Here is a 25,371-nt window from a genome sequence, read left to right on the forward strand (position 1 = left end):
TTTAAACTGTTACTACTTCAATTAACAATCCGGGTATCTTGCTGAAATCCTGATGATTGCGCGTTAATAAAAGTAATTTACACAGATAGAGCGATGCTTCCGGCGGGCTGCGCCAACGCCCCAACTCGACAACATTTAGAGATAGTGTGTCAGATGCACTTATGAGTAACCCGTAGTAGCGATCGCATGACAGAGATTGTGTGTCAAATGCACAAAAAGTAGACCGTTGTAGCGCTTGCAAGAACAAAGTGTTACACAAATTAACTACTGAATTGCTGAACAATTGTCTGTACAATTGCCAAAATAGCTCCTACGTTATCCAAGTAATATCTTTGCTTATCAAGCAAAGCCACTTTTTGCGAAAGTTGAAGAAACTGCCATATTTCTCCTGTTGTCACACATCCATACACGGGTATTTCTGCTTGTCCAGATGAACGATTGAATAAATCCGCCGCTACCATTTGCGCGATACACTGTCCTAACCCAGCTTCAACATCATTTTTCTTCGCTTCCACAACAGTGAGAATTGGCGATCGCAACGGTGGTAAAGGTGGAGCTATTGCTAAAATAAAATCACATTCCCCAATCAAGCCCTGTGCAGGATCGACATCAAGTCTTTGTCCAGAGAAAATAGCCAAGCTATCTTGGCTGAGATCGCGACAGGCTAGTAAAATCGGTACAATAATAAATTCGCTCCGAGCCTTTTCACTAATCAAAGCTAATTGGGTTCGCTTTCCTAAAGTTTCATTTAACCACGAAGGAATAGAAAGAGGTACAAGCTTGGGAAACAGATCGGCTTCTTGGGTGGTGATTCCCAAAACAGCCGCAGCTTTTTCTAGAGTAAAGTCGCTGTACGCCATAGTTTTGCACTGCTTTTGTGAGTATGACGTTTTCAATAAAAGGGAATTGCTTCTATTTTACCCCTGTTGTAGAGTTGTCCAGAGATTGTGTGTGAGATGCAACGCCATGAGTAACCCGTAAAGCGCGATCGCCCCAACTCAACAACACGATACTGCATATTTAGAGATTGTGTGTGAGATGCAACACCATGAGTAAACCGTAAAGCGCGATCGCCCCAACTCAACAACACGATACTGCATATTTAGAGATTGTGTGTGAGATGCAACGCCATGAGTAACTTGTAAAGCGCGATCGCCTTGACTCGACAACAAGCTAGGCGATCGTATTAAACTGTTACTACCTCAATTAACAATCCGGGTATCTTGCTGAAATCCCGATGATTGCGCGTTAATAAAACTAATTTACACAGATAGAGCGATCGCACTAAATAATCCTCGGTTTTGTACAGCAAGTTGAACTGCACAACAAGTAGCCCGTCGTAGCGAAAAGTTGAGCCAGTGCGTTGGTAAGGCAGCGCGGTCTTGGGGAGCCACTGCGTTGGGCGGCTCTGCCGACAGTCACGCAAGTGGCGTGGTTCCCCCCATGAGCGACTGCCGCAAGGGTTTCCCGACTTGAAGCAACTGGCGTTGGAGCGGAGGTTCCCTCCGATCCAAACTTTTCAAGGCAGACATCGCTTTTGCTTGACAACAAACTATGTATGATGTTATGAGGTAGAAGGGATACGCAGACATCATTAAAAGTAGAAATATCCTATATGGACTATGCCACACTCAATGATAACTCATTACTACTTACAAACTTTAGATAATTACCTGTATCTCAATGCACCTCGGAGTGTCTGAATTACTTGTTTGAATTGCTGGTTCTGGTACTTCTTCTGCTCCCAAGTCATCACCGCTAGGGTAAGGTTTTCTGGGAACACCCGCACCAGTTGCTTGTGAAGGTCCATCTAACTTACTGAAAATGCTAAGAGCATGAGTATTGACAATTCTAGCAGAGATATTAAGAGTGTTAGCAATCTGATACTCAGAATGACCCAAAAGGATCAAAAGCAAAATTTATTTTTCTAAATCTGTGAAATTTTGGTCAAAACGGTCTTCAAGAATCAGCCGCAAAAGCTTCTTGCCGTGTGTTGTAAGTTGATTGTATATTGCGTCAGGGATGTGATTTTCCATAATTCAAGCTAATATACTAAGCTAATTTTATGGTAACTAAGAGATTTGCATTTATTTACAATCGCCCACAAGTGGTTTTGACTTGAGGGGATTGTTTGTAGATATCAAGGTAACAAACATTCGACTATTTGAGGAGCGTAGGCGTAGCCCCTTAAAGTAGACATCGCCTTAACTCGACAACAAACGACTGTATATTTAGGCATGGTGTCAGGTGCGATTCACCCCCAAAAAGCAGAGCAGTTTGTTTAGATCGTTTTAAACTAATAATAGCAACCACAGCAAATAAGAATGAGCGAGAATGGCTTATAGTGACTTTACTTTAAGTAAATTTAAAAAAAAATCAATATTCATATTGATGAACAAATTGATTTATTTGCCAACATTGAGCCTAGAGAAATAAGCGATCGCCTAACAACTACTTTAGAAGAAACTACCGATTTAGCCTTGGCGATTAATACAGAAAAAGCTCGTTCCGAAATGATTATTACGCCGATTTTGTTGGAGGTAAGGCGTAAGGCTAATTATCAGATTAGTTTCTTTTCGGGCACAGATTTTAATGTTGATGCCGAGAAGGGGTTAAATGGTTATTGTGATTTTGTTATCAGCCGCTCTAAAGAACAGTTAACAATTAATGCACCTGTAATGATTATTGTCGAGGCAAAAAATGAAAACATTAAAGGTGGATTAGGTCAATGTATGGCGGCAATGTTGGCAGCACAGATATTTAACCAGCAGGAAGAAAATGAAATTAAAACTATTTATGGAGCGGTGACAACGGGAGATATCTGGAAATTTTTGAAGCTGGAAGGTGTTGATTTGTTTGTTGATTTGAATAATTATTATATTAAAGAATTAAATAAATTTTTAGGTATTTTATATCAAGGAATCCAAGGTTAAAATCACAAATAGGCAGATATTGCCTCAAGCTAGACTGAATGTAGACTTGTAGAATAATTAGCAATTATGCCTTATATTCAGTTTACAAATATTAGTAAAGTGAAAGAAGCTTTCGGGTTAAAAACACAGTAAGCTGGGCGATTTATTCCTGCCACCGACAATATCGAAGCATCTGCTACACTGACGGCATATCTTGAAGAAAGTCTACCACTTGCTTCTTTAGCAAGTGAAAAAGCACGTTCAGAAGGAATTATTTACCCCGTATTATTGGAAGTAAGACGGATATTAAATAGGCAAATAAGTTTATTCTCAGGAGAAGATTTTACAGTTGATGAGGCAGTTGGACTTAATGGAATGTGTGATTTTCTTTTAAGTCGATCGCCTGAAGTGTTAGAAATTGAAGCACCTGCAATTATAATTGTGGAGGCAAAAAAAGCTGATTTAAGAACTGGGTTTGGACAATGTATTGCAGAAATGGTTGCAGCACAAAGATTCAACGCCGCAAAAAATCGTTTAATTCCCGTAATATATGGTTCTATTAGTAATGGTACACAATGGCGATTCCTGAAGCTGGAGGAAAATACTGTCACCATTGATTTAACGGATTATCCCCTCCCACCTGTGGAACAAATTCTAGGAATTTTAGTTTGGATGGTTCAAAACGGTTGATAAGTTATACTTTTCGCCTTAACTCCACAAACTGCCACTGCACATTTAGGGATTATGTGTGAAGTCAAGCGTAGACGATTTACTCGGCTTGTCGTCAGACATCGCCTCTAACTCAGGAATATGTTGAGTTTCGTAGTTTTCAATTAATACACCGATGACTTCCATTAGAGACGCGAGGGGATGGCTTTCATCTTCACCAACTTGATCGATGAGGCAATCGAGCATTTCAACCAAGCGATCGTATTCCTCCTCGGTGTGAGGAACTTTGACGTTTTCGGCAATGGATGACCAAGCAGTGATGGTTTGATCGAGGTTGAAACTTTGCATTATTCTTTCCACTTTTCTTGATCGTATTCTGAATGCGTTAACACAGCCCGGATGTAGATTTTTTGGCGGTTATAATGAATTGCGGCGATGAGTCGAACTTTGTTACCACCCTTGATGTGTTAATAATTCTGTCATCTATCCAACTCACCTTTCATTGCTAGTCTTGTATTTTAATATATAGCAATTCAAAATCTAGACTTGACAAAAAAGCTACTGTATGTATGTAGAATTGTGGGTGAAGTGGACAAGAAGTAGCCCGTCGTAGATATCCCACTGTCATGTCTACATGAATTATCTGTACTACCTTGTGGTTCAGTCTGGAAAAGCCAAACCAGTCATTGGATCGCGGATATACAGTCCCAGTGTGAGACTACGCATCACTTCATCCCAAACAGGTATTAGCTGTTCTGCCTGATCTGCCCAATAATCGAATGTAATCAAGCACTGAACATTTGACCCCAAACCAATGCAAGTCCGGGAAAAGGCTTCCCGTGGTTCTGCTTGGGTGTCGATAAACTTAATTTCTGTCCAGACAATTTTGGCAGTTTGGCGCTTGACGGTAAAGATTTCTCCCCGCTCAATAGGGTTACGACTGTCATCTTCCATCACTTTCCTCAAAGTTGATTTTAGCGGAAACTGGCTCCAGTCGTTGGGTGGCAAGCGATTGAAAGATACTTCCAGACAGCAATCATCGTCGGGTGGTTTTTTATCGAGAAACTTAAACGATTTTTCTTGTGGCTCCAAAACCCAATTTTGGGGTACATTGAAGCGAACAGATCCTCGGTCTAGCACAAAAATCTTGTAGCCTGATGGAGATTCCCAACGATGGTCGGGTTTTAGTTCAAGCGTTTCTTTAATCCACTGGAGATTGCTTTTCTTACGCTTTGCCATAGTGTTTTTGCTTTCTCGGTGAGGAGTGCGATCTTCGGAGCTTACCGTTCGCGGAGCGTCTCCGACAGGAGAAGGTATCGCCTCGGTTGGGTCGAGTGGCGATCGCGAACTTCGTTAATAATATCAAATTGCTAGTATTAGCAACGCACCACATCTAGTACTGCATATATAGGGATTCTGTGTGAAATGCGTTAGCGTTTGCGGAGCGTTCCGCAGGAAAGCTTACCGTTCGCGGAGCGTCTCCGACAGGAGAAGGTATCGCCCCATCAACAAGCTACTGTATATTTAGGGATTGTGGGTAAGGTGCGTAGGGCAACATTTCCAAGAAACTCAGGAAAATCGCTTGCTTGATACCTTCCTTTCTCAACCAACTCTACGGCGAAGGCGATCAAACTGGCGATCGCTTCCTGTGTTGGAGAGAAAGGGCGATCACACTATTTTAAAACTCAGATGCTTATGATATCACGAAAAAGTTGAGAAATTTCTTGCCAGTGGGGACGTACCCACCCAGCAATGCGAATTGCCTCTCGCATAATTTCCAACGATAACCTTGGCTGAACTTTCTCAAATGCTGATGCCCATTCACTTAGATCGTATAGAAATTTATCGAGACTTTGCAATCCAAGTGTGGTGAATGCTTCGACAAAGCGTCCAATGTTTGCCATCGGCGCTGCTAAACCACTTAGTCCTTCCCTGCGATGGAAGTTATTATCGATCAACAGTTGAACCTCTTTCTTCGCTAGCTCAAAATGTCCTGCTTGAGATAATGCAGCTGCAAATGTCCATATTGCTGACTCTCTGCGCCCATAACTTTCAACAGCATAGGTAGCTGCTTTAGCCTCTATAAATATTCTATTTGCCTCAGCTTTAAGTCCTGCATTAGTTAAAGCTACTGCTACAGCACATAATGCTTGCGCTTTTTCTAAATCGTCTTCGATATAAAGCATATTTTCCATAGCCTGGTTAAAATGACCTACCTGAGCTAATGCTTTTACTAAAATGCTTTGTGGTGGTGCATCAATTGAGTTAATTGTCATAGGTTTGTGAGCAAATTCCTGAATATCTTGAAAAACTTTATCTGCTTCCAATGTTTGCCCACCTTGCTCAAGAGCAACTGCTAATGCACTTAGTGCTTTGACACGAAATGGATTGGCTGGCGGAATCATCTGAAGAACTTCCTGTACCTCACTGAAGTGTCCACCTTGGATCAAAGCAATAGCTAATGTAGCCCATATGTCTACCTGCTCGTGTTCATCACTATTAGATGCGGTTTTCCTTATTGTCGTAAAGATAGCCTTTGCTTGTGCTTGATATCCAGCCTTCTCCATAACTACTGCTAAATTACCCATTGCTGCTACTGCCGATCTATCTTTGGTAATACTGGCAGCTTCTCTGGCTTCTGTAAAAATTTCTATGGCTCCTTTAATCTGCCCTACTTGCGCTAAAGTATTTGCTAATGCACTCAAAGCTTCTGCTCGTGTCCAACTGCCTTTAGGAATAGTACAAGCTAATTTATAAGCTACATGGAAACGTCCAGCTTGAGCCAAGTGATATACTAAATGATTTTTATATCTGTCACGGCACCACCAAGGACTCTCATAAATAAATTTTCGAGCTTTTGCGAAGAATTTATTAACGTCTTTTTTATATCCAACTTGAGCTAACACTACTGCAAACCGACCTAATGCACTTGTCCATTCTTCATGGTCATGGGCAGAATTTGAATTATTAGCTTCTATCAAGACTTTAATTTCTATAAAAATTGCTTCTACCTCTTCACCTAATCGTTCATCAAGAAATGCTTTAGCTAATTCACTTAATGCTTGTACTTTCCAGCACTTAACCTCAATTTTATTTGCTACTTGTTTAGCTTCAGTAAAGCGACGTACTTGGGCAAGAGTAGCTACTAAATTTGTTAAATAAAATGCTTTAAACCAGAAATGTTGTTCACCAAGTGCAATTTCCTCTGCTTGAACAAAGGCTTTACTTGCCTTATTATTCTGTCCTATTCTATCTAAGGCTTCTGCTAGTTTTGTTAACACATATGCTTTATTTGAACTTCTACTGTTAATAAATTTTTCAGATTCTTCAATTACTGTTATAAATTCTGTATAATATACAGTATGGGATATAGCTACTGCTAAATTGACTAAGATGTTTGCTTTATCCCAACTTCTCATTTGAATTGATAAAGCTAATTCTTTTAGCTCATTCAAAAGTAGATAGTTAACCTCTCCTTTCTTTTGTAGTGCTTTAAAAACAGCTAATAAGCCGTTAAACTTATTTTCAGGAAACTGTCGCAAACGCGCATAGCTAACAGCTTCATTTTCACGCCCCAACCATACCAGAGTTTCTAAATCTGTATTATCATAATTGGTTACTCTTTGATTTACTACTTGTCTTGCTGTTTGGAGTTGAGTCAGCATTAATAATTGATTTGCTTCTAATGGATCGGCAAAGTCACTTATTGCCAATTCTAAGTCAGCAACATACGCTGTATCACCTGTACAAGCAATATATTTTGCTTCCATCCAATCTGGGGATTTAGTTAGCAGTTCATACAGTTCTTCTTTTCGCCCAGATTGATGTAGATGGTAAGCTAAATTTTCAAAAAAATAGCCATCATTGGAACCAGTATGCCAGCCATTTGAGCAACGCGAAGAGTAAGAATTTACAAAACGGTTATGCAATGCCTGTAAATTACCAGCTTGCTTACGCACATAGTCATACTGGAGGTCATGCAAAGTTAAGCATCCCCGATCATCACGCCGTGCTAGCGATCGCTCTACCAGCACATCTACCACATCTTGCGTGTCGAATTGATCCAACCCTTCCGATTCCCAGAAAATTTGCAACACAGTTTCAGGAATAGGCGTATCTTCTGGAAAAACGGCAAAATCTAAATAGCGCTTTTGGATATCAGTCTCTAATGCCTCAATACTGACCTGAATCGCTTTCAGCAAGTTAGGATAAGGGTAATCAGGAAACTGATGCCTAATTTTTTCTAGATCAGCATTGCAAAGCTTGTGCAGCAGATTGCCCCAACGGTCTGGCTTACCTTGCACTAATGCACCAATCATTGCTAGCGCCAAAGGCAAGTTACCACATTCTCGCACCACTTCATGTGCCTCAACAGGTAATGTTTCTTTCTCTTGTTTTGCCCACAATGCTAAGAATGTTAGCGCCTCTTCGTCCTTCAGTAAACCTAGCAAATATCCGACAGCGCCCAGTTCTTGAAGCACTTTATTGTCGCGTGTTGTAATTAACATCTTGCACCGCTGCCCTAGTGCATTAAACGCCTCAGCGTGTTTGCTTTGCCACACGTCATCTAGAATCACCAAGCAAGCTTTATTTGCTAACAATTCACTCAAGTGAACTCTGCCCTGTTGCACATCTTGGAACATCTGTGAACTACCACCCAGCATTTTGACTAAATCTAATTGCCGTAAGGTAAGTGCTGGATTTTGACCAAGCGTTATCCACAAGATGCCATCGGGAAAACTATGCCGCACCTCTTCATCCCGCGCCAGCATTGCTGCCAAAACCGATTTACCAATCCCGCCCATACCTTGTACTCCAACTCTCAGTGCAGTTCCAGTTACGGCTACTGGCTGGTTTGTACTGTCAAGTACCAATTTTCTTAAGTCTTTGAGTGCATCAATGCGTGGTAAGAAATTTAATGGTAAATTTGGTATGTGGCTGCTTAACTTTCCTAATGCTGCCGAAGATACTTGAATTTGATGGTTAGTCTCTGAAGCTGACTGAAGTGAAGTATCAGAGTTAGAGGTTTCCAGCCATTGCAAATACCGTTGTTTTAACCAAGCAAGGAATTCTCGATCTTTATTTCGGCTTTTCTGTTTATAACCTGGAAAACCTTCCTTGCCATCCTTTGGACAGAACCGCTCATTGTATATTGTCCACATATGCTTCCTAACAGTCTCTGGATTAGGAGGCAGGTTATCATCTTCTATTGCTTGATCTGCAACCTGTTTGTTAGTTATGACAGTTTCTTGGTTAGGGAATTTAGACAGAAGAATGGCTTGCTCAGTTTTGGTTAATCCATATCGTTCTTGAGGAAACACCTCCGTTCTTAAAAATGTCTGCCAGCTTTTCATAATTACTGCTATCTTCCCAAAGCCTCTTATAATTCCGCATATTTTGATTTAGTTTAACCGAATTGGCTGGAAAATGTGTATGTTTTCCGGTTAGATTCAAAAGTGGAAAAATTTTTCCGCTTATATTTTATTTACTGGAAATTATTTTCTGGGACTTTTTCAAAAGCAGCTTATAGGATGTATTTGTTGGTCATTACACCTGAAAACTAGATTAAAGGATTAAATATATCTATGAATCACTCCTCAGTATCTGGGACTATTCAACAGCAACAACAAACAAATCAGTTATTGCGCTGCCAAACAACAATAGCGAAACCAGAAAAACTAGTTTGTACAACTGAAAAAGCCATCACCTCACCTTTGGAACAATTAGATACAGTTGTATTAGTTCAATATGGAGGACTTCCATCCGCCATCATCCTAGCTATTGCGTTTCTCATTCTTGCTTTAGCTGAATACAACAAGGTATTTGTACCTGTAATGCTGCAAAAGCGAGATATAAAGACCAAATAATTTATTCATAGCTTAGAACTCAACTACAAATGCGATCGCTATCTTCTCCAGCAACGATACCAAATCTTAGGTAGCACCACAGTTGGCGATCGCACAAACGGCGAGTATGGCAACAGTAGCTAGTAGGGTGCGTTGTCGTCGCAAAAGCGCTGCGCTTCGACTCACTTTCCCTCAGCCACTAAATCGTAGTCTAGCATGAATTTCATAGAGTTCTCGGCTGCAATATTAGCTTGCTTAAATTATCATTCTAATAAACTTAGTTTATAGACTTAGTTTAGAAGAATTATGGAAACAGTCAATATCCACCAAGCTAAAACGAATCTCTCACGGCTTTTGTCGCGGGTAGAACTTGGAGAAGAAATAATTATTTCAAACCGAGGCATTCCCATCGCCAAGCTGGTTCCGTTTCGATCCTCATCCAATCGACGCAGTAGTTTAGGGCAGGATCGAGGGCGTTTCGTAGTGCTAGAAGACTTTAACGCTCCCTTGCCGTCAGATATCCTAGCAGCATTTGAGGGTAGTCAGGAGTGAAACTTTTGCTGGATACGCAGTGCTGGTTATGGTGGTTTGCCCAACCAGAGCGTTTAATTGAGGAGGCGATCACGCAGATTGATGACGAAACTAATGAATTGTGGCTTTCTGTTGCCAGCGTCTGGGAAATGGGGATAAAAGTTGAAGAAGGAAAGTTGCCGCTACCAGAACCGCTCGACAGTTACATTTCTAGTCGGATGGTGCAGTTGGGGGTGCGATCACTCTCGATTACAGCATCTCATGCAATACTTGCATCTGCGTTGCCCTTACATCATCGAGATCCTTTTGACAGAATGTTAATTGCACAAGCGATCGCTGAGGATATGATGCTGGTGAGTGCCGATCCTATGTTTAGACAATATGACGTTTCCATGCTTTGGGCTGCAAGCTCATAATATATTGCTATACGCACAGAACAGCGCAACGCACGCTACAGGAGGAATGCGATCGCGAACTTCGTTAATAATATCAAATCGGTAGGGTGTATTGTCACTCTTCGCAACGCACCCTACTCTAGGGATGCGATCGTACTGGTCATTGCAGCGCAAAAATATGGATCAAGTCGATTTTAATAAGCAAAATGCCTTTTGACTTACTCAAAATGGCATTTGACTTACTCATTTTGGTGTTTTCCGCAAGCAAAAAGCCTTTTGACTTACTCAAAATGCCTTTTGACTTACTCATTTTGGTGTTTTCCGCAAGCAAAAAGCCTTTTGACTTACTCATTTTGGTGTTTTCCGCAAGCAAAAAGCCTTTTGACTTTCTCAAAATGCCTTTTGACTTTCTCATTTCAGTAATTCGCGCATTCATGACAAATATCGCGCTTGTAGCAAAAGCGATTGCAGATTTACCGAAATTCTCTCAAGCCGATCGATACGCAAGTTTTTTAAGGTAAAGAATATTAACCGTACTCTATTACAAGGTGTATATCATGGCTCGTAGAAAAAGAACCTCCATAGTTTTAGAAAAAGCAGTGCGTCGTGCGGCTGGCGTAAACTCAATTGATCCGAGTTTAGATTTAGGCAATGGACTCACCTTACCTGCCTTCTCAACCCTGATTGAGACGATGCGAACTAGAGAAAATGCATATAACAGTGCCCTTTCCAGCTTGGATAAATTGTACCGTGAAATGCTCGAAACAGAAAACGAGTTGGCAGATATGACAGAACATATGCTGTTGGCAGTTGCAACTCGATATGGCAAAAGCAGTGTAGAGTACGGCATGGCGGGAGGAATTCCGAAAAATCAGCGCCGCAAGGGACTGCGAGGTGAATCGCCAACTCCTACACCGCAACCCTCATTCGTTGCCAGTGCGGACAGCAACGGCAATGGAAACAAAGCAACAGCCACAACTTAGTAGGGTGCGTTGCGCTTTGCGACAACGCACCACACCACACCACATCACATCAATCATGGGCATCCTAAATACAACTACCATCTCTTCATACCCATGCCCAACTACCGCAGACCGCATATTCCCGGTGGCACCTACTTCATCACTCAAGTTACCTACCAACGACAACCCTGGCTTTGCTCTGATACCGGACGCACTGCTGTCCGTGCTGCCCTTGGGCATGTCCGACAGAATTACCCTTTCTCGATTGATGCCTTTGTTCTACTGCCCGATCACTTTCATACCCTATGGACTCTACCTGAAGGAGATAGTAATTTATCGATGCGAATGCTTTTAATCAAACGCTTTGTGACCAAATACTACGGGCATCAGCTAGGGCTTGATGTCGCTATCTCCCGTTCGCGGGAAAAGCGAAAAGAAAGAAACTTATGGCAACGCCGTTTCTGGGAACATCTGATTCGAGATGAAGTTGATTTTGCCAATCATTGCGATTACATTCACTATAATCCTGTGCGGCATAAACTTTGTGAATCACCGCAGCAATGGACTTTTTCAAGTATTCATCGTTTTATTCAGCAGGAAATTTACTCGCTTGATTGGGGTGGGGGTGGTGAGGTTGAGCTGGCGTCGGATATTTGGGATGTTTGAGATTATGGTGCGTTGCGCTTTGCGACAACGCACCCTACATTAGGGATGCGATCGTACTACGCAAGGGATGCCTTTGTAATACGGGATCGATGAGATCGCACAATTACAAAGTTGACACTAGAGGATAACCCACTTATCATGAATTAATAATTAGTTGAATTTATCTTCAAAAAATTATGCAAAATAATTCCATTTTTATTTATAGGATAAATTTTCCTGATTTAAGTCAAAGTTTACGTAGGAAAAGATTACGATTTTAGATTTTATAATGGTCGTGGCGATCGCGATGACTACTATTACTTTGATGCTCTCATTTTAGAGCCTGTTAAAATTTCTGGAAAAGATGAGCCGATTGCTTATCCAGGCAATAAACATACCTTTGATTTTGACCACTACAATTGTATTAATACCGATTCAAACATAAAGCAAGTTGTTAAAGATGTACTGTTTCCCAGACATCTTGGAGGTTCAAAAGCAAATTGTATATTGCTTGTAGAAGTTAAAGAACTTAAGGGGTACGACCTCTTACAAGCAATCAAAAGTGTACAGTATATTGATGATGCTCCAATTATTAAAATTGAGCCATTTGTTGTGAATAAGCGTAAAGATAAACAATATAACGATTCAAACACACAGCTACAGAGCCGTCGTTTTTCTGTTTCTACGATTGGTATGACAGACGTGCAAAAAATGGAACTGGCTGAAGATGTTTACGGCATTCCTGACCCACGCTTACTGTCCGAAGATTGAACACTTATCTGTTAATAAAACACATTTAATTGCCTAGTAAACAGAAGAAGTAGGGTGTGTTGTCGCTCTTCGCAACGCACCACATCAATTTTCTTAGCAAATTCAACTCAGCTTATAAACCAATTCCATCTTCAACTTATTAATCTCAAGCTGCTTAACTATTTGGTTTGTGAGTTTCTATTGCCATACATTTTTAATGTAGATTTATATCGAAAATAGCTATTCCTAATCTTCGTATTTCGAGCCATCAATACGGCTGAAGAAAGTGGGTGTTGTGGGTGACAAGAGTAAGGTCATTGAAGAAGGCGATCGCAGCAATTAACAAATTATTGGATATTTGGGATGTTTGAGATCATGGTGCGTTGCGCTTTACGACAACGCACCCTACAGATTGATGCGATCGCACTTTTAGCAGAACATATTCATTATACTATTCCAGAATTTAAGATAAATGATGGGGTTTTGTACAAATCAGTGTTCTACTCATGCTTTACCTTACTTATGCGGTATCGATAACAAGCATAGTGCATTGCTTTTTTGTATGGTAAAGAGCTAAAAAAGTCTGACATTATCGCACCACAGGAAGCAGGAACGATGGAGTTATTTCTCAGTATTTTTATATTGGTTTTTTGCATTGTACAAAATTTAATAAATTTTGCAATCGCCACCCAAGAAATCTTACCTTCTCCTGGTTTTGCAATTACGCTGCAATGTATCTCAAGGAATATTAAGTTTTTTATCCCAGAACAATGCAATATTAACAAAGATCCTTCAATACACAGATATGCTTTTTTATCTTTATAAGAGGTTTTTTCTTTGATTAAGTCTCCAAAGTAGTCTAAAGCTTCAGCCATATTAACTGAGCTTACTGTACATAACCTATATTTTGGAATGTTTTCTTGCATAAGTATTTAATCACTTTATATATTTATTAAACGAACCGCTTGTAATCTGCTTTTTCAGCTAGCTAGTAGGGTGCGTTGTCACGCAGTGCAACGCACCACATCAATTTTCTTAGTTTGATATGACGTTGCATTGCGGAGTTGTTAGCCTTCATTTAACTATTAACCTAAAGGTGAGACTAATCCGTTCCCCAACTTCCGGCGCTTTCAGAATTGCGTGGAGCCACTGCTCTTGAATTTCATTAGACATATAAAGAAGTGAGCCATTAGGCAATGGGTAGCTGAACTGTATGGACTTCTTGTGCTTATGACGGTACACAATTGAACGCACGGCTCCTAATGAAACAATTGCCACACCCGTTCCTTCGGCAAGCTCTTCACTAGAATCAGAGTGAAAACCCATAGAAGAGTTGCCATTTGGGTAATAATTTAACAAGCAATTATTCGGAAAAAAACCAAGTTCCCCATGTATTTCCGCGCAAACTTGCTCTATTTGGCTAGGCATGGAGATTTGTTGATACGAAATTTGAGAGTAATTATAAGAAACACCAAAACTTGCAGTCTTGCGAGATTTCATGCGCTCATCCCAAGAAACAGACTCTTTGAGGTGCTGAAATAAAGCATCGGCTGAGTGGATGAAATCCGACTTGAGGTAGATAACGGGTGCGTCCATAATGAAGCAGTTGACTATAATATTACATTATTAAGTTATGCCTAATTTTTCTATATAACGTTTATATTTTGGCACTATAGAAGATTTTCGTCGAGCAACTAGCGTTGTCGAAAAGTGCAACCCACCACATCGATTTTATCAGCAAATTTAACTCTGCTTATAAACCAACTCTATTTTCAATTTCTCAATCTCCAACTTCAACCTTTCATTCTCCATTCTCAAATTATAATTCTCCTCCCTAATCACTTCAATTTCATCCCTCTTACTCAAAGCTTGATTAATCGCCAACTTCCGCATATCTAGCGAGAACCAACGTTGATAAGTTTGGGTGTGAACTTGCACGCTATGTCCCAAATTATCAGCCGCTGCTTTGATTGGTATTCCCAAAATATGCGCTCTAATTGCCCATGCATGACGTAAATCATACGGCTTAAAATCTAATCCGATTTTCCGAAACCACCAACTAACTCGTTGTGTTAACGCCGTTATCTCTGCATGATTACTTTTATCTTTTTTACTAACTGTTGTTGCCAGCATTTCTAAATATTTAGGATTTCTTAAATCAAAGTCTACAATCCATTCTTTATGTAACGGTAACGCTTGTCTCTCACCAGTTTTACAATCTTTATGTACCTTCCACGTCATATCTGCATTCTCTTCGCTTAACCACCATTCGATATCAGGATTAATAAAAAGCTCTCGCGGACGTAAACCAAAAGTTGCTAACATTCCATAAGTCCATCGCCAAAGTTGCCAACTATCTTTCACATCTGGATTAACTTGATTACCTCTGTTATTCAGATAATCTGCAAACTTGATAATTCCGGCGGATATTTCCACATCACTGGGTATATTCCGGGAATTATTCTCAGGCATTTTGGAATATCGAGATAAATCAATTTCGATTTTGAATGTTATGCAAAACGCCGATATAGCCCTCATTGCATTATATCTAGCCCATTCTTTATCGATTTTCTCAATTGAATTTATCAGATTTTCCGAAGTTGCCAAATCTTTAGGGTTAGTGAATCGCTTGGTTCGAGAAAAGTAATAAAAAAAAGTATGTTCGCTTTTTGTGGTGCGTTTATGAGTTTTGAAATACTCCTCTTCAAATTTTTCTAATAACTCTCCTATTGTTTTCAAGTCTTTTTTAGTTGCTTCATTACCTAAATATTTATCATTCCATTCAAAGGTATGCCTTGCAATTAACTTTCCTAATTCATAAGATTCTTCCTCAGCTGTTTTTAATCCATCCAAATTAGCGGGAATATTCAAGCTAATATTATATTGTTTTCTTCCAGTGCCGTTTGTGTCTTTATCTCCCGGTTTAATTGGCAACGTCGCTCGTAATTGCAGACTTCCATTAGACTCCCTAATTGTAACCTTTGCCTTTGCAGACTTCAAACGCTGATTAACTTTTTCTAACTCTAATAGTACCTTTGTTCTCATATACTCTCTTTGCTGCTGTGCTTGCTGACTTGAGCCAAGAAAACTGCCGTCGGTAGATGAAACTGGCTGCAAGTCTGCAAAAGCTTGTTGATATTTGTCAAAATCCTGGTTATGCATCGCGATATTTTTAGCCTATATTTAGCCTAAAAATAAATGTGTAATCAGCGAACAATGTTTAAAATTGACAGTGCTTGCTGTAAACATTAGGCTATTTTAAGCCATTAAATCATAAAAAGGATTACTCCGGTCCTTATCACGGTTATGATGGCTTCGCTATCTTCGCCCGCGATATGGATCTAGCATTGAACAGCCCAACTTGGGGATTAATCGGCGCCCCCTGGAACAAGAAAGCTGAAGCTAAAACAGAAGCTAAGGCGATCGCCTAAAAAATCGCAAAAAAATGGATAGCCTGGGGTTTTAGCCCCAGGGGGGAGTAGAAAGTAGAGAATTAGCGTTCACCCCTTCCCACTCCCCATTCCCCATTTTCCTCCACACGACACGTAACGACTACAGCAGCTTGGAGAACTAGAAATGCCTCAGAATCCGGAAAATATTCAAGATCACGTCGAACTATTCCACCAACCGGAATACCAACAGCTATTTGAAAACAAAAAGCAATTTGAAAACGGACACAGCCCCGAAGAAGTGGCGCGTGTTGCAGAATGGACGAAGGGTTGGGAGTATCGTGAAAAGAACTTCGCCCGTGAAGCATTAACCGTTAACCCCGCTAAAGGTTGCCAACCATTGGGTGCAATCTTCGCTGCTGTTGGTTTTGAAGGCACTTTACCTTTTGTCCAAGGTTCTCAAGGTTGCGTAGCTTACTTCCGCACCCACTTAACCCGTCACTACAAAGAACCGTTTTCTGGTGTCAGTTCTTCAATGACAGAAGACGCAGCGGTGTTTGGTGGACTGCAAAACATGATTGATGGGTTGGCAAACTCCTACCAACTCTACAAGCCAAAGATGATCGCTGTCTGCACCACCTGTATGGCAGAAGTTATCGGTGATGACTTGCAAGCTTTCATCAACAACTCCAAGAATGCAGGTTCAGTTCCTCAAGATTTCCCAGTACCTTTTGCTCACACTCCTAGCTTTGTTGGTTCCCACATCACTGGTTATGATAACATGATGAAGGGTATTCTTTCTAACCTGACCGCAGGTCATAAGAAAGAAACCAGCAATGGCAAAATCAACTTTATTCCTGGCTTTGATACTTACGTTGGTAACAACCGGGAAATCAAGCGGATGTGCGACATGATGGGCATCGATTACACCATCTTGGCAGATAACAGCGATTATCTGGATTCACCCAACACTGGTGAATTTGATATGTACCCAGGTGGTACAAAGCTGGAAGATGCAGCAGATTCAATTAATGCAAAAACCACTGTTTGTCTGCAAGCACACTCTACCATCAAAACCCGCGAGTACATCGAAAAAGAATGGAAGCAACCAACTGTTGTTTCTCGTCCTTGGGGTATTAAGGGTACTGATGAGTTCTTGATGAAACTCAGCGAACTAACTGGTAAACCCATTCCCAAAGAATTGGAAATCGAACGCGGTCGCGCAGTTGATGCGATGACTGACTCCCATTCATGGCTTCACGGCAAGCGCTTCGCTATGTATGGCGATCCAGATTTAGTTTACAGCGTAGTCGGCTTCATGCTAGAAATGGGTGCTGAACCCGTGCATATCCTTGTCCACAACAGCAATGATAACTTTGAGAAAGAACTCAAAGAGTTGCTAGCTTCTAGCCCCAATGGTAAGAGTGCTACTCTGTGGGCTGGTAAAGATTTGTGGCACATGCGTTCAGAGATGTGTCTGCTATCAGGTTAATTAAATAATGTAGTAGTGTGAACATATCGCAGAATTTCATCCACCGCTCGCTTTGCACCTCCAGCAGCACGACAAGCGTCACCCAGACGATCGCTGTTTGCGACAAAAGAGCGATCGCCTAGAATTTGCTCTGCTGTCTTTTGCAAACGTTCCGCTGTCACATCTTCTGGTAAAATCATAATTCCCGCACCCTGCTCCTCAATGCGGTGTGAAATAATCTCCTGCTCATAAGTTTGGGGAACTGCAATCATCGGCACCGAGTACCAGACAGCTTCTCGCGCTCCCCCTCCCGCACCGTGCATAATAAACAAACTAGCACGCTCTAATATCTTTAGTTGGGGAACAGTACCCGTAGGTCGAATTATAAAGTTTTCTGGGATATCTCTCGTTGATGTTGACGATAGTGCTTCATGCTGCCTGCTGCCTGCTTTAACAATCGGGGAAGTTTCTTTCTTAGTCTGGGACATTCATAGAAACTTTCTGGAGTGAAAGCAGCGGTAGCGATTGAATTGACAGCGGGAATATTCAGCAACTGCGCTACTAATCTTCCCCAAAGACACAGCGAGTCATGAATGATGTAATCTGGCTTTTCCTCACGGACTGACTCTAAAAGTGCCGGCAGCATCTCGCGAGCGCACCAAGTTAACGAGGGTACTAGAGACATTTCGTTTTCCCCTGATGGTGCTGTCTGAAGATTTAGCGAAGGATAACAACGAAAAGAAGCTCCAAACGTCTCGATTTCTTTCTGAAAACGGTCAACTTCGTAGTAAATTACCTCTTCACCTCTTTTTATTAGCTCTGCCATTAATCCAAAGGTGGGGATGATGTGTCCGGCAACCGAAACGTTCATGAATATAATACGACTCAGAGAAAAATAACCTGATTTGAAAATGGGGCAATGGGCATTGGGCAAGGGGCATTGGGCAAGGGGCATTGGGGAATGGGGAAAAAGAGATTTTTATGCTCTTTGAGTGTTTGTTATAAATTAGGAAGATACTGCTAACGAAACAGAGATAATAAGCTGATGAAATTTCTTAAGATTGGGGCGATGACCTACACTAACAAAGGTTGTCCCTGTCTCTAACAAAAGACGATAAAGATTTTCTTCGTTGTTGACATCTAAAGCGCTCGTTGCCTCATCTAAAATGGCATATTTTGGTTTTGTCACTAGTATCCGGGCAAAAGCCAGCCTTTGTTGTTCTCCTAAAGAAAGAACATAACTCCAATCTTTCTCTACATCAAAACCACCGAATCGTTCTGCTAAGTTTGACAGATTTACTCTGTGGAGAATTTGACGAAGTTCTTCATCACTCACATCAACTTTGGCGTTAGGATAAATTAACTGATCGCGTAGAGTGCCTAAAATCATGTATGGACGCTGCGGTAAAAATAGCATTTCTCCTAATTCCGGGCGAAAAATCACACCTGTTCCCGAATTCCACAAACCAGCTAAGGCACGCAACAGAGAAGTTTTACCACTACCACTTTCTCCCATAATTAGTAATCCTTGTCCTGGTTGCAGTTCTACCGAGAGATTTTTAAATAAAGTCTTTTGATAATTAGGAGTCTCTAAAGTCAGGTTTTCAACTGCTAAACGGCTGTCTTTTACTATATCAATTTTTTTATTAGCTGTTTCTTTTCTTGGCTGTTTGAGATATTCATAAAATATGTATAGACGATCAATTGAAGCCGCAAATTTAGTGAATATTTCAAACTGATACATTATCAAATTCACAGAAAAAGCGACGCTTCCAAACGCTCCCATAGCTTCTGTCACTTTTCCCACTTCGAGTTTACCTATGAGAATCTGGTGTCCGAGAATCACTGCTGGTAATATTAAGGTGAGATTGCCAAAGGGATATTTAAATACATTTAAATACAACTCTGACCATAAAATTAATCGTTTAAAGTTCTTAAATACTTCATTGAAGAGAAGTTTAATTTTGTTGGCTTCTTGAGAAGTTCCGTTATAAAAGGCAATAGACTCGGCATTTTCTCGAATGCGAACTAAACCAAAGCGAAAATCAGCTTCTTTTCTCAGTTGATTTAAATGTAGTTGAGTTAATTTTCTGCCGTAAAAGCCAATAGTGAGCGCGTAAGCTAATATTGAATAAATTAATAAAGCAAAAACTAGATTTTTGGAAATAGACCAGAGAATGAGGCTAAAAGCAATTACTACAAAAATAGATTCAATAATATTGACAAAAAACTGAATGGATTGCTGGCAAAAACTGGCGACATTTTCGGCAATACGTTGGTCTGGGTTGTCAATTTCTTGGTTAAAGTTACTCAACTCATAAAAAGCGCGATCGCTAAAATATTGATTCAAGAAGCGATCGGTCAACCACCGACGCCAATAAATCCCTATTGTCTCTCGCAGATAGCCATAGCCAGAATTAAGGAAACCAGAAATGATTATCCCCCCTAATGCAATTACTACACCTTGCCAGAATCGAGTGCTATCACGGGCAGAAAGGGCAGAAATTAACTCTCCCTGTATGGTATTTAAGAACACCTTAACCTGGGTGTTGGCTAATAATAACACTCCCAGAAGCACAAGTAGAGCATTAGCACCTTTTTTTTCATTACCTAGCCAATAAAGTTTAGCGATCGCCCAAAACCGCTTGACCACCGTCAAGTTGAATCGATTCATTTGTATAATTTATATATGTTTTTAATGATGAAGACTTCCAAAAAGCAACGGTTCGCTTGTGGATTTTCATACTATACCCTATAGTTACTTCGCTATAATTAATCGGGGTCAAAGTCAAAATCTCGGCTTTGATGCTGTGTACTCTTGATTACCAAATTTTTTCTGATTGGGTGCGACACAAGCGATCGCTTACAGAAAATAATGTTGTAATATTATGTCTGGTTGAACAATTATAAATAAATATAACAGCCGATTGTCGTTTAAGTTATAAAATTATACAAATAAATGCGTATTTTCACCTGAATTTGGTTGGGACAATTAGTTTCTCTGATTGACACCTGGATGGCTGTATTTGGTCTGGATATCTGGGTTTTTCAGAAAACAGGCTCCGCTACCCAGTTCGCTTTAGTTACCTTCACTTCTACGGTACCACCGATCGTCATTTCGCCATTAGCAGGCACATTAGTGGATCGTTGGGATGGGCGCTGGACAATGATTATTAGTCATTTGTGTATAGGGCTGTCTACCCTAACTATTCTGGCGCTACTAATTACCGATCAACTAGAAATTTGGCACATTTACGTGAGAAACGTCTTCACTTCAATTTTCGGTGCTTTTCATTCGCCTGCTTATAAAGCTTCGATCGCATCCTTGGTTCCTAAAGAGGATTTAGCCCGCGTCAGCGGTATGGTTCAACTTTCAATGGGCATTCAGCAAATCATCTCGCCTTTACTAGCAGGTATTTTGCTGAGTCTTATCCAGCTTAAAGGTATTCTCCTGATCGATTTAGCAGCTTTACTGGTTGCCCTTGTTCCCCTTCTGTTAGTGCCATTCCCGCAAATTAGTCAGCCTGCTGATGAGAACCAAGAGCCTTTATCAATTTTGCGAGAAATAGCCTACGGTTGGACTTATCTGACTGAGCGTTCTGGATTACTAAGGTTTTTGATTGTCTTCACCATTTACCAATTCTTGATCGGGTTCATTGGTGTACTGATGTATCCGTTAATTCTTTCTTTGGCTACCCCAGCTAGCTTGGGACAAATTGCATTCGTTGGCGGTATTGGTACTCTCGTGGGTGCTTTGGTGATGAGCACTCAGAAAAATAGTTGGAAAAACTTGATAGTCCCAATACTTAGCGCCATGTGCTTAAGTGGGCTGTGGATTGCCCTTGCTGGTTTGCGTCCCTCTATCATACAGATTGCGATCGCAACTTTACTTTTCTTTTTGACTGCTCCTTTCATCAACGGTTCAGTGCAGGTTATTTTTCAGACACAAGTTGCCGAGCGGGTACAGGGAAGAGTCTTTGCTTTAACCGGAGCGATATCGGGGATTGCTATACCGCTAGCTGCACTTGTTGCTGGTCCTTTGGCTGACCGTGTTTTTGAGCCACTAATGGCATTTGATGGACCTTGGTCTAGAAACGTTGTTGGTCAGGTGATTGGTTCTGGACCAGGTCGCGGCATCGGACTGCTATTTGCGATCGTCGGGTGTATTATAATGGTGGCAGCACTTATTGCCTATCAATACCCTGGCATCAGACAATTGGAAGAAAATTTACCTGATGCGTGAATCTTCATTACAACAAAGTGCCCCTAATTTAAAAATGATAGAGGCAAGTCTCATTGCTTCTACTTATTAGCTTTTATTATCATCCCGTAAAAGTCGCCCTAAGACAAATGTGAATGGTGCAAGTCGAACTCGCATACCATCTTCCACAAGATGGAATGCTCCACCCGATGTAGCGATCAGCAGATCAACTCCGGAGAACTCACCATACAAATTAGGAATTTTTAAAGCCTGCTCAAATACTGGTCTAGGTCCAAGGTTCATAGCAATGAAGAGCGGCTGATCGACAGCCATACTATGAATAAGTACACACCAAAGACCATTTTTTCTAGAGGATAATAAAGTGCGGGTTCCACTTTGAATTAGTTTGTTTTGAAACCTAATTTCCGCAAGCTGTTGAATCAGTATGAAGGTTGGGTGGTTTTTGTTATAGGGTTGGAAAGATTTTCGGTTAATCGGACCAAACTGCCAAACACACGCAGGGTTCTCAAACATGTCCTCCCGCACGTAGCAATCATGACCAATCCATTCTCCTGTATTCTCTCGTTGATGCATCCCTAAAGCACCAGAAAACTCTTGCTCGGTTCCTTGATAGATAGAAGGTATTTGAGGTCCAAGAATCAAGCAGGCAAGAGCAAAGTGCAGATAGACTCTAGCATCGTCTTGGCTTGGTATGCGACTTAAGAACTCATGGAATATTCTAGTTGTGTCTTGGTTTTCGAGGAACATAATATTGTTCCTCCAACCAGCATAATATGAGTGTGATGGAGCAAGAATTCCACAAAAATAATCTGCCAAACCCCCTAACCAACTTTGATCGGCAAGAGAGTACTTGACGGCGGTATAATAAGTTGGGTAGTCTATCATATTCGAGAATTTGGCATCATTGTAGGCAATTAATTCTTCGTGAGTGCTTCCAGCGTGTTCGGCTATTTGCAGAAACTGCTTTTTCCCCAGATAGGTGGTATATCTTGATATCTCTTCAACGCAAGGCTTCCAAAAGTCAACACCAACGTGACGTGCGGAATCGTATCGAAAGCCATCAATGTCCGTTTCCGCAATCCAGTATTTGAGATGCCCAATTAGCAACTCGCGGACGTAGCTTGTCTCTGTTCGCCAATCTTCCAAAAAGCCAAACAGTCTTTGATTCACCATATCAGTGTATTCCGGACCGTGGAAGAGTGATGTGTTACGTGCTTCTATGGGAAAAGGCATGACTGTAGTATCATCACCTTGCAAGTATTTAAATTCCCCTCCAGTCGGACCACCATACTGTTCCCAGTTAATACTATCTGTGATATGATTGTTGACGACATCTAAAATGACAGCGATATCAGCTTCATGAGCTTTCGCGACAAGCTCGCGCAGACACATAAGTGTACCCAGACGTGGATCGACCATCAATAGGTGAATTGGATGATAGCCATGATAGCCGTCAGCAGCGTTGACATACACGGGGCTGAGGATAATTGCTCTTATTCCCAATGACTTCAGATATTCTATCTGCTCAGTAACGCCACGAATTGTCCCACCGTGGCTTGCATATGGGTCAGAAGGATTATACCTGACTGCGCCTAGATCGGTGCGATCGCTGTTGTCACTACGAGCAAATCTATCGATGATTATAGAGTAAAACAGACGTGCGTCCCAATCCTCTGGGCTGGATGTCATTTCAACCCGTGGTATTGGTCCATACAGAGGTTGATTGTTAACAAACCCAAGAAAGACTGATTGAATTTCAGCCATTGACCGAGGTGATTTATCGCAGACAAGAAGAAAACGCGATCGCACACTTGTATGCTCTGAACCTAACATATCAACATAACCCAGGCTATATCGATATCCACCCCCGCTACTGATAGGTGGTAGGGTGAGTGAAAACATTTTGAACCCATTTTCGACAATGCCTTCAGTATGTGCCGTAATTCGACCTGAATCGCAATATCCTTGTCCATCATTCAACTCATAAGCTATTTGCCCACAATCTGGATCTTTTGATAAGCTAATACCAAACTTGATGCAGATTTTCTCATCACTCCTAAACACCCAAGTAAATGGTGCAATGTTCGGTTCAAGATGTACTTCACAGTATTCTTCAAAGTAGCGCATATAGTTGTTCTATCAATAAAGATAGTCAGTTGACAATCAGGTTGCGGTGATGGAATTAGCGATTTATAAATCACAATTCATTTGTAGTGATTTTACTAATAGAGGGAAGCAATAGCAAGAGAAAAAATTGTATTTAAGTCGAAAGCGATGAAAAAAGTTACAAAATACCAGGGCTATTTCATTTTCAAATGTCACTTTTTATGGTATGGAGTTAATTATCCCCAAATGGGCATTTTTAAGGGGTGGTTTCGATTGTTAAATTTTTGCTTTTCACGAATATTTTCGGTAAACCCACGCCTAAAAATAGAATGAAATAGCCCTGTACAAAATACGCTTTAGTACTTAAGCTTATCCGCAACAATAAACCGATTCTACGTTATGCTGAGTAAATTACATGCTGTGGCAGCATTCGCGACAGTAAATAACTAAAGCGTTCACAAAATTTCAACGCCAATTACATCAAGGAGAACCGAATGACTACCGGAGCTACCACAGAGCAGCAGATTGCAGAGATCATGCGATATGCGACAAATTTCACGGAGCAAGAATTTACTGAGGTTACACCCAAAGCAGAATTACCAAAACAATCCAATGTCTTAGGGTCAGCTCCGCAAATCCTACATAAGTTAGGAGAAAACCTCCAAAAATGGACAATACCCGAAGAGCTATCTGTAGTTGAGAGCTCCGTCTCACTAATGCCCCTGGCTCAGAGACTTTTTCTCTGGTCTTTCGTCTACGGTATTGGACCCAAACGCTATTTGGAAATAGGAACAGATGCTGGCGGATCAGCTATGATCGTCAAAAGTGCGATCGTAGCCCTGGGGTTGGACGATTTTCGTGGCGTTTGCATCGATCCTGAATTTAAGCTGGTTCAAACAACGCGCGACTATTTGGGTGAACAATTTAGCTACATCGAACAGAAGAATTCGCCGGAGGCAATGATTGAAGCGGCTCGGCTGGCAGGACCTTTCGACTTAATTCTGGTTGATGGAGACCATACCTACGATCGTGCCCTGATTGATATTATGCTCGCCATACCTTATCTTAGTCGCGGTGGGTACATTTTGATTGACGATGCTGCTCACGCCCAAGTTCGTGATGCCATCAGCTATGTAATTGAGAATTGCCGATTGATTGACTGTGGTTTTATGTGTCGTCACACAATATCATACGAAGTATTGGTTCCATCTGGTGTATGGCAAGGAGAAAATATGCGTACAGCAGGGCTATATCTGCTGCGTAAGCCTTTGTAATTCAAGATGGGGTGTTTTTAGGCGATCGCGCTGAAGCACCCTTGATTTAAATCAAGAACTAGTTAATTTATCAGTTTCTCAGCTTCATAATCCAAGGTATTGCAGAACTTTAATCATTTTATATTCGTTTCTAGTCAAATATATCAATTTAGCTGACGATACAGGTTCACAATTATTTTTATGAACTTGATTGACATGA

General features: G+C 41.0%; 26 protein-coding genes and 3 pseudogenes. 12 read left to right on the forward strand and 17 right to left on the reverse strand.

Translation table 11 applies throughout. From position 1 onward, the window contains the following. Position 1: 1 nt before the first annotated feature. The 5 genes from AABK37_RS01880 to AABK37_RS01900 form a co-directional block, all read right to left on the reverse strand. Entirely contained in the window at positions 2-259 is a 258-nt protein-coding gene (locus AABK37_RS01880) for a hypothetical protein (RefSeq protein WP_432549912.1), read from the reverse strand. A gap of 1 nt (position 260) precedes the next feature. Then, positions 261-860 (reverse strand): hypothetical protein, encoded by a 600-nt coding sequence (locus AABK37_RS01885; RefSeq protein ID WP_432549913.1) that lies wholly within the window; start codon positions 858-860, stop codon positions 261-263. Between the two features lie 32 nt (positions 861-892). Continuing rightward, the gene (locus AABK37_RS01890; RefSeq protein ID WP_432549914.1) at positions 893-1,090 is read right to left on the reverse strand and encodes a hypothetical protein; all 198 of its coding nucleotides are present in this window, start codon (positions 1,088-1,090) and stop codon (positions 893-895) included. Positions 1,091-1,186: 96 nt separating this feature from the next. Further along, positions 1,187-1,426 (reverse strand): hypothetical protein, encoded by a 240-nt coding sequence (locus AABK37_RS01895; RefSeq protein ID WP_432549915.1) that lies wholly within the window; start codon positions 1,424-1,426, stop codon positions 1,187-1,189. 235 nt (positions 1,427-1,661) lie between these two features. Further along, positions 1,662-1,916: a helix-turn-helix transcriptional regulator gene (locus AABK37_RS01900; protein WP_432549916.1), complete on the reverse strand. Its 255-nt coding sequence runs from the start codon at positions 1,914-1,916 to the stop codon at positions 1,662-1,664. Between the two features lie 418 nt (positions 1,917-2,334). Between AABK37_RS01900 and AABK37_RS01905 the strand changes: the two are divergent. Beyond that, positions 2,335-2,933: pseudogene (locus AABK37_RS01905) on the forward strand (hypothetical protein). Between the two features lie 66 nt (positions 2,934-2,999). Then, positions 3,000-3,602: pseudogene (locus tag AABK37_RS01910) on the forward strand (hypothetical protein). A gap of 45 nt (positions 3,603-3,647) precedes the next feature. Here the strand turns inward: AABK37_RS01910 and AABK37_RS01915 are convergent. The 4 genes from AABK37_RS01915 to AABK37_RS01930 all read right to left on the reverse strand — a co-directional run bounded on the left by AABK37_RS01915 (position 3,648) and on the right by AABK37_RS01930 (position 8,935). Further along, complete coding sequence (locus tag AABK37_RS01915) at positions 3,648-3,929, reverse strand: hypothetical protein (RefSeq protein WP_432549917.1); 282 nt, start codon at positions 3,927-3,929, stop codon at positions 3,648-3,650. Continuing rightward, on the reverse strand, positions 3,929-4,045 hold the full coding sequence (locus tag AABK37_RS01920; RefSeq protein ID WP_432549939.1) for a type II toxin-antitoxin system HigB family toxin: 117 nt from the start codon (positions 4,043-4,045) through the stop codon (positions 3,929-3,931). Before AABK37_RS01920 ends, AABK37_RS01915 begins: the two co-directional genes overlap by 1 nt. A 196-nt stretch (positions 4,046-4,241) precedes the next feature. Further along, positions 4,242-4,820 carry a hypothetical protein gene (locus AABK37_RS01925; RefSeq protein ID WP_432549918.1) on the reverse strand — a complete coding sequence of 193 codons (579 nt, stop codon included), beginning with the start codon at positions 4,818-4,820 and terminating at the stop codon, positions 4,242-4,244. A 446-nt stretch (positions 4,821-5,266) separates the two neighbouring features. Beyond that, entirely contained in the window at positions 5,267-8,935 is a 3,669-nt protein-coding gene (locus tag AABK37_RS01930; protein WP_432549919.1) for an NB-ARC domain-containing protein, read from the reverse strand. 231 nt (positions 8,936-9,166) lie between these two features. Between AABK37_RS01930 and AABK37_RS01935 the strand changes: the two genes are divergently transcribed. From AABK37_RS01935 to AABK37_RS01945, 3 genes are all read left to right on the forward strand, one after another. Beyond that, positions 9,167-9,448: a hypothetical protein gene (locus AABK37_RS01935; RefSeq protein WP_432549920.1), complete on the forward strand. Its 282-nt coding sequence runs from the start codon at positions 9,167-9,169 to the stop codon at positions 9,446-9,448. 285 nt (positions 9,449-9,733) lie between these two features. Further along, complete coding sequence (locus tag AABK37_RS01940) at positions 9,734-9,979, forward strand: type II toxin-antitoxin system Phd/YefM family antitoxin (RefSeq protein WP_432549921.1); 246 nt, start codon at positions 9,734-9,736, stop codon at positions 9,977-9,979. After that, on the forward strand, positions 9,976-10,374 hold the full coding sequence (locus tag AABK37_RS01945) for a type II toxin-antitoxin system VapC family toxin (RefSeq protein ID WP_432549922.1): 399 nt from the start codon (positions 9,976-9,978) through the stop codon (positions 10,372-10,374). The genes AABK37_RS01940 and AABK37_RS01945 overlap by 4 nt, the downstream gene beginning before the upstream one ends. 139 nt (positions 10,375-10,513) lie before the next feature. Here the strand turns inward: AABK37_RS01945 and AABK37_RS01950 are convergent, their stop codons facing one another. Beyond that, entirely contained in the window at positions 10,514-10,789 is a 276-nt protein-coding gene (locus AABK37_RS01950) for a hypothetical protein (RefSeq protein WP_432549923.1), read from the reverse strand. A gap of 121 nt (positions 10,790-10,910) precedes the next feature. On the opposite strand from AABK37_RS01950, the gene AABK37_RS01955 reads away from it, so the two are divergent. From AABK37_RS01955 to AABK37_RS01965, 3 genes are all read left to right on the forward strand, one after another. Then, positions 10,911-11,336 (forward strand): hypothetical protein, encoded by a 426-nt coding sequence (locus AABK37_RS01955; protein WP_432549924.1) that lies wholly within the window; start codon positions 10,911-10,913, stop codon positions 11,334-11,336. A gap of 93 nt (positions 11,337-11,429) precedes the next feature. Further along, positions 11,430-11,981, forward strand: a complete 552-nt coding sequence (locus tag AABK37_RS01960) for an REP-associated tyrosine transposase (RefSeq protein ID WP_432549940.1) — start codon at positions 11,430-11,432, stop codon at positions 11,979-11,981. Between the two features lie 486 nt (positions 11,982-12,467). After that, positions 12,468-12,731, forward strand: a complete 264-nt coding sequence (locus AABK37_RS01965) for a hypothetical protein (RefSeq protein WP_432549925.1) — start codon at positions 12,468-12,470, stop codon at positions 12,729-12,731. A gap of 479 nt (positions 12,732-13,210) precedes the next feature. Here the strand turns inward: AABK37_RS01965 and AABK37_RS01970 are convergent, their stop codons facing one another. The 3 genes from AABK37_RS01970 to AABK37_RS01980 form a co-directional block, all read right to left on the reverse strand. Continuing rightward, the gene (locus tag AABK37_RS01970) at positions 13,211-13,636 is read right to left on the reverse strand and encodes a hypothetical protein (protein ID WP_432549926.1); all 426 of its coding nucleotides are present in this window, start codon (positions 13,634-13,636) and stop codon (positions 13,211-13,213) included. A gap of 148 nt (positions 13,637-13,784) precedes the next feature. Next, positions 13,785-14,306: an alpha-ketoglutarate-dependent dioxygenase AlkB gene (locus AABK37_RS01975; protein ID WP_432549927.1), complete on the reverse strand. Its 522-nt coding sequence runs from the start codon at positions 14,304-14,306 to the stop codon at positions 13,785-13,787. A 147-nt stretch (positions 14,307-14,453) separates the two neighbouring features. Then, positions 14,454-15,872 (reverse strand): site-specific integrase, encoded by a 1,419-nt coding sequence (locus tag AABK37_RS01980; protein WP_432549928.1) that lies wholly within the window; start codon positions 15,870-15,872, stop codon positions 14,454-14,456. 110 nt (positions 15,873-15,982) lie between these two features. Between AABK37_RS01980 and AABK37_RS01985 the strand changes: the two are divergent. Next, a pseudogene (locus AABK37_RS01985) lies at positions 15,983-16,141 on the forward strand (nitrogenase molybdenum-iron protein alpha chain); the annotation flags it as partial. Between the two features lie 145 nt (positions 16,142-16,286). Next, positions 16,287-17,591 (forward strand): nitrogenase molybdenum-iron protein subunit beta, encoded by a 1,305-nt coding sequence (gene nifK / locus AABK37_RS01990; RefSeq protein WP_432549929.1) that lies wholly within the window; start codon positions 16,287-16,289, stop codon positions 17,589-17,591. On the opposite strand, the gene AABK37_RS01995 is transcribed toward nifK, so the two are convergent. Genes AABK37_RS01995 through AABK37_RS02005 form a run of 3 tightly spaced genes read right to left on the reverse strand, consistent with a single transcriptional unit; the run spans position 17,588 to position 20,244 of the window. Next, positions 17,588-18,058, reverse strand: a complete 471-nt coding sequence (locus AABK37_RS01995) for a nucleotide disphospho-sugar-binding domain-containing protein (RefSeq protein WP_432549930.1) — start codon at positions 18,056-18,058, stop codon at positions 17,588-17,590. The two genes, nifK and AABK37_RS01995, sit on opposite strands and share 4 nt — an antisense overlap. After that, positions 17,953-18,525: a hypothetical protein gene (locus tag AABK37_RS02000; protein ID WP_432549931.1), complete on the reverse strand. Its 573-nt coding sequence runs from the start codon at positions 18,523-18,525 to the stop codon at positions 17,953-17,955. The genes AABK37_RS01995 and AABK37_RS02000 overlap by 106 nt, the downstream gene beginning before the upstream one ends. A 51-nt stretch (positions 18,526-18,576) precedes the next feature. Further along, on the reverse strand, positions 18,577-20,244 hold the full coding sequence (locus tag AABK37_RS02005) for an ABC transporter ATP-binding protein/permease (RefSeq protein WP_432549932.1): 1,668 nt from the start codon (positions 20,242-20,244) through the stop codon (positions 18,577-18,579). 309 nt (positions 20,245-20,553) lie between these two features. Between AABK37_RS02005 and AABK37_RS02010 the strand changes: the two genes are divergently transcribed. Next, entirely contained in the window at positions 20,554-21,813 is a 1,260-nt protein-coding gene (locus AABK37_RS02010; protein ID WP_432549933.1) for an MFS transporter, read from the forward strand. 66 nt (positions 21,814-21,879) lie between these two features. On the opposite strand, the gene AABK37_RS02015 is transcribed toward AABK37_RS02010, so the two are convergent. Beyond that, entirely contained in the window at positions 21,880-23,919 is a 2,040-nt protein-coding gene (locus AABK37_RS02015; RefSeq protein WP_432549934.1) for an alpha-amylase family glycosyl hydrolase, read from the reverse strand. Positions 23,920-24,434: 515 nt separating this feature from the next. Here AABK37_RS02015 and AABK37_RS02020 point away from each other — a divergent pair. After that, the gene (locus AABK37_RS02020) at positions 24,435-25,172 is read left to right on the forward strand and encodes a class I SAM-dependent methyltransferase (RefSeq protein ID WP_432549935.1); all 738 of its coding nucleotides are present in this window, start codon (positions 24,435-24,437) and stop codon (positions 25,170-25,172) included. Positions 25,173-25,371: the final 199 nt, after the last annotated feature.

Source organism: Tolypothrix sp. VBCCA 56010 (assembly GCF_050875635.1).
Lineage (GTDB): Bacteria > Cyanobacteriota > Cyanobacteriia > Cyanobacteriales > Nostocaceae > Hassallia.

What these genes read in the sequence shown, in the direction of transcription:
- AABK37_RS01940 (WP_432549921.1), top strand. Translation starts at nt 9,734, where the DNA reads ATGGAAACAGTCAATATCCACCAAGCTAAAACGAATCTCTCACGGCTT.
- AABK37_RS01960 (WP_432549940.1), top strand. Translation starts at nt 11,430, where the DNA reads ATGCCCAACTACCGCAGACCGCATATTCCCGGTGGCACCTACTTCATC.
- AABK37_RS01935 (WP_432549920.1), top strand. Translation starts at nt 9,167, where the DNA reads ATGAATCACTCCTCAGTATCTGGGACTATTCAACAGCAACAACAAACA.
- AABK37_RS02015 (WP_432549934.1), bottom strand. Translation starts at nt 23,919, where the DNA reads ATGCGCTACTTTGAAGAATACTGTGAAGTACATCTTGAACCGAACATT.
- AABK37_RS01970 (WP_432549926.1), bottom strand. Translation starts at nt 13,636, where the DNA reads ATGCAAGAAAACATTCCAAAATATAGGTTATGTACAGTAAGCTCAGTT.
- AABK37_RS01980 (WP_432549928.1), bottom strand. Translation starts at nt 15,872, where the DNA reads ATGCATAACCAGGATTTTGACAAATATCAACAAGCTTTTGCAGACTTG.
- AABK37_RS02000 (WP_432549931.1), bottom strand. Translation starts at nt 18,525, where the DNA reads ATGCCCCTTGCCCAATGCCCCTTGCCCAATGCCCATTGCCCCATTTTC.
- AABK37_RS01955 (WP_432549924.1), top strand. Translation starts at nt 10,911, where the DNA reads ATGGCTCGTAGAAAAAGAACCTCCATAGTTTTAGAAAAAGCAGTGCGT.
- nifK (WP_432549929.1), top strand. Translation starts at nt 16,287, where the DNA reads ATGCCTCAGAATCCGGAAAATATTCAAGATCACGTCGAACTATTCCAC.
- AABK37_RS01925 (WP_432549918.1), bottom strand. Translation starts at nt 4,820, where the DNA reads ATGGCAAAGCGTAAGAAAAGCAATCTCCAGTGGATTAAAGAAACGCTT.
- AABK37_RS01930 (WP_432549919.1), bottom strand. Translation starts at nt 8,935, where the DNA reads ATGAAAAGCTGGCAGACATTTTTAAGAACGGAGGTGTTTCCTCAAGAA.
- AABK37_RS01950 (WP_432549923.1), bottom strand. Translation starts at nt 10,789, where the DNA reads ATGAATGCGCGAATTACTGAAATGAGAAAGTCAAAAGGCATTTTGAGA.
- AABK37_RS01915 (WP_432549917.1), bottom strand. Translation starts at nt 3,929, where the DNA reads ATGCAAAGTTTCAACCTCGATCAAACCATCACTGCTTGGTCATCCATT.
- AABK37_RS01885 (WP_432549913.1), bottom strand. Translation starts at nt 860, where the DNA reads ATGGCGTACAGCGACTTTACTCTAGAAAAAGCTGCGGCTGTTTTGGGA.
- AABK37_RS02005 (WP_432549932.1), bottom strand. Translation starts at nt 20,244, where the DNA reads ATGAATCGATTCAACTTGACGGTGGTCAAGCGGTTTTGGGCGATCGCT.
- AABK37_RS01995 (WP_432549930.1), bottom strand. Translation starts at nt 18,058, where the DNA reads ATGTCCCAGACTAAGAAAGAAACTTCCCCGATTGTTAAAGCAGGCAGC.
- AABK37_RS01975 (WP_432549927.1), bottom strand. Translation starts at nt 14,306, where the DNA reads ATGGACGCACCCGTTATCTACCTCAAGTCGGATTTCATCCACTCAGCC.
- AABK37_RS02020 (WP_432549935.1), top strand. Translation starts at nt 24,435, where the DNA reads ATGCGATATGCGACAAATTTCACGGAGCAAGAATTTACTGAGGTTACA.